The sequence below is a fragment of the Streptomyces laculatispora genome (assembly GCF_017353455.1).
Classification (GTDB): Bacteria; Actinomycetota; Actinomycetes; order Streptomycetales; family Streptomycetaceae; genus Streptomyces; species Streptomyces laculatispora.
Window position 1 is genome coordinate 1 of the sequence record NZ_JAFMPZ010000119.1, and the last position, 9,705, is coordinate 9,705.

The 9,705-nt window shown below is 71.3% G+C and carries 8 protein-coding genes, 1 tRNA gene and 1 pseudogene; 3 read left to right on the forward strand and 7 right to left on the reverse strand.

Features of this window, described 5'->3' with window-relative positions:
• From J1C73_RS07195 to sph, 3 genes and pseudogenes are all read left to right on the forward strand, one after another.
• Positions 1–257 (forward strand): annotated as a pseudogene (locus J1C73_RS07195) (sortase-dependent protein); the annotation flags it as partial.
• 90 nt (positions 258–347) lie between these two features.
• Positions 348–998 carry a class F sortase gene (locus J1C73_RS07200; protein WP_207315606.1) on the forward strand — a complete coding sequence of 217 codons (651 nt, stop codon included), beginning with the start codon at positions 348–350 and terminating at the stop codon, positions 996–998.
• Positions 999–1,156: 158 nt separating this feature from the next.
• Positions 1,157–2,137: a sphingomyelin phosphodiesterase gene (gene sph / locus J1C73_RS07205; RefSeq protein ID WP_207315612.1), complete on the forward strand. Its 981-nt coding sequence runs from the start codon at positions 1,157–1,159 to the stop codon at positions 2,135–2,137.
• Between the two features lie 611 nt (positions 2,138–2,748).
• Here sph and rbsD read toward each other — a convergent pair.
• The 7 genes from rbsD to J1C73_RS07240 form a co-directional block, all read right to left on the reverse strand.
• A complete protein-coding gene (gene rbsD, locus J1C73_RS07210; protein ID WP_207315607.1) occupies positions 2,749–3,138 on the reverse strand; it encodes a D-ribose pyranase in 390 nt (129 codons plus the stop codon).
• Positions 3,135–4,064, reverse strand: a complete 930-nt coding sequence (locus J1C73_RS07215; RefSeq protein ID WP_207315608.1) for a ribokinase — start codon at positions 4,062–4,064, stop codon at positions 3,135–3,137. The genes rbsD and J1C73_RS07215 overlap by 4 nt, the downstream gene beginning before the upstream one ends.
• A gap of 103 nt (positions 4,065–4,167) precedes the next feature.
• Entirely contained in the window at positions 4,168–6,132 is a 1,965-nt protein-coding gene (locus tag J1C73_RS07220) for an ABC transporter permease/substrate-binding protein (protein ID WP_207315609.1), read from the reverse strand.
• A complete protein-coding gene (locus J1C73_RS07225; protein WP_207315610.1) occupies positions 6,122–7,660 on the reverse strand; it encodes a sugar ABC transporter ATP-binding protein in 1,539 nt (512 codons plus the stop codon). The genes J1C73_RS07220 and J1C73_RS07225 overlap by 11 nt, the downstream gene beginning before the upstream one ends.
• Positions 7,657–8,694 (reverse strand): LacI family DNA-binding transcriptional regulator, encoded by a 1,038-nt coding sequence (locus tag J1C73_RS07230; protein WP_207315611.1) that lies wholly within the window; start codon positions 8,692–8,694, stop codon positions 7,657–7,659. The genes J1C73_RS07225 and J1C73_RS07230 overlap by 4 nt, the downstream gene beginning before the upstream one ends.
• Positions 8,695–8,908: 214 nt before the next feature.
• Positions 8,909–9,109: a hypothetical protein gene (locus J1C73_RS35635; RefSeq protein WP_307797623.1), complete on the reverse strand. Its 201-nt coding sequence runs from the start codon at positions 9,107–9,109 to the stop codon at positions 8,909–8,911.
• A 283-nt stretch (positions 9,110–9,392) separates the two neighbouring features.
• A tRNA-Leu gene (locus J1C73_RS07240) sits at positions 9,393–9,480 on the reverse strand.
• Between the last annotated feature and the right edge of the window lie 225 nt (positions 9,481–9,705).

The window sequence follows — 9,705 nt, forward strand, 5'->3', positions numbered from 1 at the left end:
CCGAGGCCCCCTCCGCGGCCCCCTCCGTCGTCCCGTCGGACGCGCCGCGCGGCGGCGTGGCCGCAGGCGACAGGACCGCACCCGCGGTCCGGCCGGCGACCGTGCCGCGCGGCGGAGTCGCCGCGGGTGAGCGCCCGGCCGGCACGTCCGGTGACAACACCGCCGCGGTGATGGGTTCCGCCGTGGCGGCCCTCCTGGTCGCGGGTGCTGGAACGGTCGTCCTGCGCCGCCGCTCCACCGGCCGCCGCAACGGCTGACCACCCCTCAGCCGACAAGCCGGCAGTGGCGCCGTCCTGCATCAGGGCGGCGCCACTGCCGTCGGCCGATCTCTTCTGGAGTCTGTCCTCATGTCCCGCACGCCCCAGTTCCTCCGGCGCACCGCACTGCCGGTGTACACCTGCCTCGCGCTGACCGCACTGACCTCGCTGACCGGCTGCTCCGACTCCTCCCCGCCGAAGCCCTCGGCCGCGGCCCGGAACACGGATTCGGCCGCCACGACCGGAACTCCCGCACCCGGCCCGGGAACCGCTTCCGCTTCCGCTTCCGGGAAGTCCGCCTCGCCGCCCGTCCACGTCTCCATCCCCTCCCTCGGGATCAACAGCGCGGTCATGCGCCTCGGGCTCAACCCCGACCGCACGGTCGAGGTGCCGCCCGCCGACAAGGGCATGACGGTCGGCTGGTACACCGGCGGCTCCGTACCCGGCCAGCCGGGCCCCGCCGTACTGATCGGCCACAACGACACCCGCTACGGCCGGGCCGTGTTCCACGACCTCAAGAAGATCGCCAAGGGCGCGGACATCGCCGTCCGCGACGACCGGGGCACCGAGATCCACTTCAAGGTCACCGACCGGGAGACGGCGAGCAAGAAGGCGTTCCCGACCGCGCGGGTATACGGACGCACCGAGGCCCGTGCGCTGCGGCTGATCACCTGCGACGGTTCGTTCGACGCAGCGGGGCACCCCGTGGACAACCTCATCGTGTACGCCGAGAGGAAGTGACGGAGCAGCCGGTGAGGTGTCCGGGAGTGACGGGCACCTGATGGACGGCCGGGGGCGGTGCTCCCGGCACCTGCCGTCTACCCGCGGGTAACTCCCCCTGCTTTCATGGGTGTCAGGATTCACCCGCCCCCATGCAGCAGCAGAATCAGGAGCACCCCGTGCCGCACTCCGCGCTCCGCCGTATCTCCGGCGCGACCCTGTCCGCCACGCTCACCGCCGCCGCACTGGTGGCCGCCGCACCACAGGCAACGGCCGCCGACGCCCCGCCGCTGCGGGTGCTCACGTACAACACGTTCCTGATGAGCACGAACCTCTACCCGAACTGGGGGCAGGCGCACCGGGCGGCCGAGATACCGAAGGCCGGCTTCTTCCGGGGCAATGACGTCGTCGTGCTGGAGGAGGCGTTCGACAACTCCGCCTCGGACGCCCTGACGCGCAACGCCTCCGCCCAATACCCCTACCACACACCGGTGGTGGGCCGGAGCAAGAGCGGCTGGGACGCCACCGGCGGGGCCTACTCGTCCGCCACACCCGAGGACGGCGGTGTCACGATCCTGAGCAAGTGGCCGGTCCTGCGCCAGGAGCAGTACATCTACAAGGACGCCTGCGGCAGTGACTGGTGGTCCAACAAGGGCTTCGCCTATGCCGAGTTGAACGTCAACGGTGCGAAGGTGCACGTGGTGGGCACCCACACCCAGTCGACCGACCCGGGCTGCGCATCGGGCGAGGCGGCCGGAATCCGGGCTCTCCAGTTCCGCCAGATCGACGCGTTCCTCGACGCGAAGAACATCCCCGCCTCGGAACAGGTCGTCGTGGCGGGCGACTTCAACGTGGACACCCACTCCCCCGAGTACGCCTCCATGCTCTCGAACGCCGGGCTGACCGGGGCGGACACTCGCACCGGGCACCCCTACTCGTTCGACACGCAGGACAACTCGATCGCCGCCGAACGCTACCCCGACGACCCCCGCGAGGACCTCGACCACGTCCTGCACCGCACGGGGCACGCGAAGCCGGCGAGGTGGACGAACGAGGTGGTGAAGGAGGAGAGCGCGCCGTGGACGGTGTCGAGCTGGGGGACGGACTACACGTACACGAACCTCTCCGATCACTACCCGCTGGTGGCGTCGGGGCGGTAGCCGGTGCGCGGCCCCGGCCGTCCCGGGGCCGCCCAGCTTGCCGGGACCAGAAAGGCACGGGTCCCCGGGGCTGCCGGTCCCGCTTCTCAGCGACGCCGCCGGGGCGGTGGCGGACGACCACGAGCGGGCCGTGGAGGCCATACGGGCGGCCTGGGCACCGTTGCACCGGGAACTGGTGGACGAGCACCTGGGCAGGCTTCCGCGGCCCGGGATGCCGCGGAGGCGGGACGGGCCCTGGCCGAGCGGCTGGAGCCGCTGCTGGCCGACGCCGCGCCGTGCGGTACCTACCGGGAGATGCTGCGTGCCGGACCCGGTCAGCGCAGGCGGGCCCTCATGTCCGTGACGCGGCTGCGTCAGGAGTTGGACGCGGCGGCACGGACCGGCCTCGCGGACCGGTTCGCGCAGGCGTCGGTGGATCTGCTGCGCGGTCAGAACAGCGACGCGGCCGGGCTGGCCGCACGAGTTCGATGCCCGCTCCGCGGAGTAGTGCCGCGTACTCGTGGATGTCACGGGCCACGGCGTCGTGCCGGCGCGCTGACCGCGCGGAGCCCGGCCCTGCTCAGTGGGCAGGAGCGCCGCGCGTCGGCGGTCGACGCACGGCGCACCGGCCGTCAGAAGAAGACCCCGCACCTCAGCAGCACATTCGCGTACGGCCGCGCCTCGCCCGTGCGCACCACCAGGCGGGCATCCGCCGTGAGCCCCTTGAGTGCGTCGTGGGAGACGTGGGTGAGGTCCGGGAGGCGTTCGGTCAGGAGCCGGGCCGCCTCCGGGTTGGCCTCCCGGATCTCCTCGGCCGCCGTCGCGCCCTCCACCACCAGTTCGTCCAGCAGGCCGTCCAGCACCTGGGCGAACGACGGGACGCCCGCGCGGAAGGCGAGGTCGACGATGCGGGGGCCCGGAGGGATGGGCATGCCGACGTCGCAGATCAGGACGCCGTCGCCGTGGCCCAGCTCGGCCAGGGCTCCCGCGAGGTGACGGTTGAGGATGCCTGACTTCTTCACAGTGCGGAGACCTCTTCCGCGGTGGGGAACGACACCTGCGCGCCCTCCTTGGTGACGGCGGCCGCGCCGACCCTGACGGCGAAGGCCGCCGCCTCGGGGAGCTCCTCCCCCAGGCCGAGCCGCCAGGCCAGGGCCGCCGTGAACGCGTCGCCCGCGCCCGTCGTGTCCACCGCGTCGACCGTCGGGCTCGGTACTCGTACGAAGTCGCCGGTACGGGTGTCGGCAGCCAGCGCGCCCCCGGCGCCCAGGGTGATCACCACCGAGCGGGGGCCGAGCGCGGTGAGCGCCTGTGCCCAGGACTCGGGGGTGGTGCCCGCGTCCCGGCCCAGGATGGAGCGGGCCTCGTGCTCGTTGAGCACCAAGGGGTCGCAGGCCGCCAGCACTTCGGCGGGAAGCGGTGCCGGCGGGGACGGGTTGAGGACGAGGCGGGTTCCGGAGGGAAGGGCGCGGGCCGTCTCGGCGACCGTGTCCAGGGGGATCTCCAGTTGGACGGAGACGACCCGGGAGGCGGCGAGCAACGGGCCCGCCGCCCGGATGTCCTCGGGAGTGAGGCGGGCATTGGCGCCCGGCGAGACGACGATGCTGTTGTCGCCCGACGGGTCGACGGTGATCAGGGCGACGCCCGTGGGCGCTCCGCCGACGAGGACTCCGGTGGTGTCGACGCCCGCCGACCGCTGCGATTCCAGCAGCAGCCGGCCGTGGGCATCGTCGCCGACGCGGGCCAGCAGCGCCGTACGGGCTCCGAGGCGCGCGGCGGCGACCGCCTGGTTGGCGCCCTTGCCGCCGGGGTGGACGGCCAGGTCGGAGCCGAGCACCGTCTCCCCCGGTGCCGGGCGCCGGTCGACGCCGACGACCAGGTCGGCGTTGGCCGAGCCGACGACCAGGAGGTCGAACCGGGCGGGACCGGAGTCCTCGTTCTCGTACATCTGTTGCTACTGCCTTCCGTGGACTGCGTGTTCGGGAGGGGCGGCGTGATCAGGTGGAACCGCCCGGCCAGGACAGGGCGCCTGGCCAGGAGACGCCCTGTCGTCAGGAGAAGTCGGCGACGTTCTGCCGGGTGACGACCTTGACCGGCACCTTCACCGTGCCGGCGACCTTCTTGTCCTCGGCCGCCCGGACCGCGTTCTGTACGGCGATCTTCCCGAGCTCCTTCGGCTGCTGGGCGACCGACGCGTACAGCGTGCCCGCGCCGACCGCCTTCAGACCGTCCGGTGTGCCGTCGAAGCCGACCACGGAGACCGACTTTCCGGCCTTGCTGCCGAGCGCTTTGACCGCGCCGAGCGCCATCTCGTCGTTCTCGGCGAAGACACCGGTGATGCCGGGGTGGCCCTGGAGGAGGTTGGTCATGACGTCCAGGCCCTTGGTGCGGTCGAAGTCGGCCGGCTGGGTGGCCACGACCTTGATCCCCGGGTACGCCTTGATGCCTGCGGCGAAGCCCGCTCCGCGCTCGCGGCTGGCGGAGGTGCCCGCGGTTCCCTGCAGGACCACGATGCTGCCCTTGCCGCCGAGCTTGTCGGCGAGGGCCTTGGCGGCGAGCTTGCCGCCGGCCACGTTGTCGGAGGCGACGAGTGTCGCCGTGTCCGCCTTGTTGACGCCCCGGTCCGCGGCGATCACCGGGATGTCGGCCTGGTTGGCACTGCGGACGCCCGGTCCGACCGCGTCGGAGTCCACCGGGTTGACGATGATCGAGTCCACCCCGGAACTGGTGAAGTTCTCCAGTTGGTTGGCCTGCTGCGAGGCGTCGTTCTGGGCATCGGTGACGGTCAGGTCGACCCCGTCCGCCTTGGCCTGCTCCTGCGCGCCCGCCTTCATCTGGACGAAGAAGGGGTTGTTGAGCGTGGAGAGGGACATGCCGATCCTGGTCTTGCCTCCGGAGGAACCGGAGTTGAAGAACGTCACGGCGGCGATGACGGCCGCCACGCAGACCAGTGCGAGACCGGCCTTCATCGCTCCCCTTCGACCCGGTCCCGGTGAACCCGGCGCGCCGGAGGAGCCGCCGGCGGACGCCGCCCCCGAACCGGCCTTGCGGCGCAGCGTGTCGAGCAGCACCGCGAGGGCGATGACGACACCAATGACGACCTGCTGCCAGAAGGCGGACACGGACATGAGGTTGAGGCCGTTGCGCAGCACGGCGAGGATCAGCGCGCCGATCAGGGTGCCGGAGGCCTTGCCGACGCCGCCCGCGAGGCTGGCACCGCCGATGACGACTGCGGCGATCGCGTCGAGTTCGTACCCCTGCGCGGCCTGCGGCTGGGCGGAGGTCAGACGGGAGGCGAGGACGATACCCGCGACGGCGGCGAAGAGACCGGACAGCGCGTAGATGGCCAGTTTCTGCTTCTTGACGCGCAGTCCGGAGAGCCGGGCGGCCTCCTCGTTGCCGCCGATCGCGTACATGGAGCGGCCGAGGTAGGTACGGGCGAGGACGAGGGCCGTGATCAGCCCCATGGCGATCATGACGAGGACCGGTACGGGCAGCCAGCCGCCGAGCGTGTCGCCGAGTACGGAGACGGAGTCGGGGAACGCGATCGGGCTGCCCTGGGAGATCACCAGGGACAGACCGCGCGCGATCGACAGCATGGCCAGCGTCGCGATGAACGAGGGCAGCTTCCCGTACGCGACGAGGGCGCCGTTGACGAAGCCGCAGGCGATGCCGGTGGCGACGGCGAGGAGGACCGCGAGGACGACGGGCATGCCCGCTGACGTCGCCGACCAGGCGAGGACCGTCGCGGAGAGCGCGGCGACCGAGCCGACGGAGAGGTCGATGCCGGCGGAGACGATCACGAAGGTGACGCCGAACGCGAGGATCGCGGTGACGGCGGCCTGCACACCGACGTTCAGCAGGTTCTGGGTGGTGAGGAAGTCGCCCGAGAGCAGCGACATCGCCACCAGCAGGACGACCAGCGCGGTGAGGGCTCCGTTGTCGAGCAGCAGGCGGCGCAGGCTCGGTCCGGCGGCTCCCGCGCCCGCCTTGCTCGGATGGGTGTCAGTGGCCACGGTGGCTCTCCTCGTCGTTCTCGGTGGGTTCGGTCGCGGGGGCGGAGCTGACGGCGAGGGCCATCACGGCGTCCTGGGTGGCGCGGTCGGCGGCGAGTTCACCGGCGATGCGTCCCTGGGCCATGACCAGCACCCGGTCGCTCATGCCCAGGACCTCCGGCAGATCGCTGGAGATCATGAGTACGGCGTGGCCGGAGGCGGTCAGCTCGTTGATGAGCTGGTAGATCTCGACCTTGGCGCCCACGTCGATGCCCCGGGTCGGCTCGTCGAGGATCAGCACCCGGGTGTCCGCGAGCAGCCACTTGCCGATGACGACCTTCTGCTGGTTGCCGCCGGAGAGGGTGCGGACGTGCTGGCCGAGGCCCGCCATCCGTACGCCGAGCTGGTCGGCGATCCGGGCGGCAGCCGTGCGCTGGCCCTTGAGGTCCACGAGTCCGGAGCGGCTCGCCGACCGCAGGGTGACCAGGCCGAGGTTCTCCTGCACGGAGGCGTCGAGCACCAGGCCCTGTCCCTTTCTGTCCTCGGGGACGAGGCCGATCCCGGCGCTCATGGCGGCGGTGACGTCGTGCTTGCCGAGCCGCTCGCCGCGCACATCGACCGTTCCCGTGTCGTACGGGTCGGCGCCGAAGACGGCACGGGCGACCTCGGTGCGGCCGGCCCCGACGAGTCCGGCGAGGCCGACCACCTCACCGGCCCGCACCTCGAAGCTGATGTCGTGGAAGACGCCGTCGCGGGTGAGCCCGCGCACGGACAGCAACGGCTCCCCGGCGTCGGCGCGTTCCCGGGGGTACTGCTGGTCGATGCTGCGTCCCACCATCAGCTGGACGAGTTCCGCCTCGGGGGTCGAGGCGGGCACCTGGTCGATGCTGCGGCCGTCGCGCAGGACGGTGACGCGGTCGCCGAGGGCGGCGATCTCGTCCAGGTGGTGGGTGATGAAGACGATCCCGACGCCGTCCTCGCGCAGCCGGCGCACGATCCGGAAGAGCTTGTCGACCTCCTCGGAGGTGAGGACCGCGGTCGGCTCGTCCATGATCAGGACGCGCGCCTCCAGGCTGAGGGCCTTGGCGATCTCGACCATCTGGAGCCGGGCGATGCCCAGTTCACGGATCTTCGCCCGGGGCGAGACATGCAGACCGACGCGGTGCAGCAGCACCTCGGCGTCGGCTTCCATGCGGCGCCGGTCGATCAGTCCGTAGCGGCGCGGCTGGCGGCCGAGAAAGATGTTCTCCGCGACCGTGAGATCGGGGACCAGGTTGAACTCCTGGTAGATCGTGGCGATCCCGAGCTTCTCGGCGTCCTGCGCACCGTGGATGCGGACTTCCTGTCCCCGGGCGAAGATCCGGCCGCTGTCCGGGCGGTAGGCGCCGGAGAGCATCTTGATGAGCGTGCTCTTGCCCGCGCCGTTCTCGCCGAGCAGGACGTGCACCTCACCGCCGCGCAGATCGAAGTCGACGCTGTCCAGGGCGACCACGCCGGGGAAGGTCTTGCGAACGCCTTCGATGCGCAGCAACTCGACTGACTCGCTCACGCGTTGCTCCTCGGGCCGGATACGGGCAGGGGCGGCTCGCCGGTGCGCTCGCCGCAGGAGCCGCGCACGACGAGACGGGCGGGCAGGGTGACGGACTGCGGGGGCCTGCCCTCGACGATGTCGACCAGCGCGCGTACGGCCGCGCGGCCCAGTTCGCCGGTGGGCTGGGCGATCGCGGTGATCGGCGGTCCCGTGTGGACGAACCAGGGGATGTCGTCGAAGGCCGCGAGCCCGATGTCCTCGGGAACGCGCAGGCCGTGGGCGCGGATGGCGTCCAGGGCACCGAGGGCCATGAGGTTGTCGGCCGCGAACACGATCTCGGGAGGCTGGGGCAGGGCGAGGAACTGCTCGGTGGCGCGTCTGCCGCTGGCCGCCTGGAAGTCGCCCTGGCCGGTGTAGGCGTCCGGCAGCGCGAGGCCGTGCGCGCTCATCGCGGCCCGGAAGGCCTCGACACGCTCGTTGCCGGTGGTGGTGGCCGCGGGCCCGGCGATGATGGCGAGCCTGCGGTGGCCGAGCGCGTACAGGTGGGCGACCAGGTCCTGGATGGCCCGGTGACCGTCGGCGCGTACGACGGGGACGTCCACACCCGGCATCCAGCGGTCCACGAAGACCATCGGGGTGCCGGCGCGTGCGACGTCGTGGAGCAGCGGGGAGTCGCCGTCGGCCGGCGAGACGAGGAGCCCGTCGATCCTGCGGTCCAGGAGTGTACGGACGTGGTGATCCTGCTGCTCGGGCTGCTCGTCGGCGTTGCCGATGATCACGCTGTAGCCGAGGGCCCGGGCCTCCTCCTCGACGGAGCGGGCCAGGGCGGTGAAGTACGGGTTGAGCACGTCGCTGATGACGAGACCGAGTGTGCGGGTCTGATCGGTGCGCAGCGAGCGGGCGAGGGTGTTGGGCCGGTAGCCGAGGGCTTCGACGGCTGCGAGGACGCGTCTGCGCGCGTCCGGGCTGACGGAGGGATGGCTGTTGAGGACACGGGAGACCGTGGCGACAGAGACTCCTGCCTGGGCCGCGACATCCTTGATGCTCGCCATTTCCGGGACCACCTCCTTGTGGTTTCCGTGCGCCTCGAAACCAGCAGCCAGGGCCGTGGAATCGATTACACGGATGATTGGAATCGATTACATGGCCGAAAACAAGCCCCTCCTCGATCTCCGAGACCGGATCGTGATGCGGGACGGGCTACGGTGGGGTGGGTGACCGGGCGGCCTGATTCACCCGCGCACGGCTGCGGGACGGGGCGGACGGTCAGCGGTCAGCGGCGGGGATGGACGGCCGCGCCGTCACTGCTCGCGGAGATGGGCCAGCACCGCGAGTATGCGGCGGTGGTCGGACGGAGTGTCGGCGAGTTCGAGTGTGCCGAAGATGCCGGTGATGTGTTTTTCCCACGGCCCGGTCGCCGATCACCAGCTGTCCGCCGATGGCGGCGTTGCTGCGGCCCTCCGCCATCAGCGCCAGGACCTCACGCTCGCGGGGCGTGACGGTCGATCAGGCTTCCGGCGTGCCGCCGGTTGAGCAGTTGCATGGTGACGTCGGGGTCGAGCCGGGTTCCCCCGGCCGCCACCGTACGCACTCACGCATGGACGGAGCTAGCGCCGGCTGGCCGCCTCCGGAGCGGGCCTCAGCCTGTCCTCCCTGGCCTGACCTGGGGATTTACTCTGCTGCTGGTCACGTGATTGGTCGCGCCACAGCCTGAGAAACAGAAAAACCCCAGATGAACTGGGGTTTTTACTGGTGTCCGAGGGGGGACTTGAACCCCCACGCCCGATAAAGGGCACTAGCACCTCAAGCTAGCGCGTCTGCCATTCCGCCACCCGGACTGGGTGATCAGCCGCAGTCTCCCGCGGCGACAAAGAAAACAATACCAGGGGTTTGGGGTCCGTCTCACCTGCATATCCGGTGGTCAGTGCGCTGGTCAGCGGGGCGCGGGGCGATCGGGGAGACGTTCCGGGCGACGTGCCCCGCCTTCGCGCACGGTCCGTCGTCGGTCACGTACGCACGGTGTGTACGGAGGGCCGGCGAACGTAACCCGCCCCGCCCGCGCC

Coding starts and splice junctions, on each gene's coding strand:
- J1C73_RS07200 (WP_207315606.1), top strand. CDS start 348: ATGTCCCGCACGCCCCAGTTCCTCCGGCGCACCGCACTGCCGGTGTAC.
- J1C73_RS07215 (WP_207315608.1), bottom strand. CDS start 4,064: ATGTACGAGAACGAGGACTCCGGTCCCGCCCGGTTCGACCTCCTGGTC.
- J1C73_RS07230 (WP_207315611.1), bottom strand. CDS start 8,694: ATGGCGAGCATCAAGGATGTCGCGGCCCAGGCAGGAGTCTCTGTCGCC.
- J1C73_RS35635 (WP_307797623.1), bottom strand. CDS start 9,109: ATGGCGGAGGGCCGCAGCAACGCCGCCATCGGCGGACAGCTGGTGATC.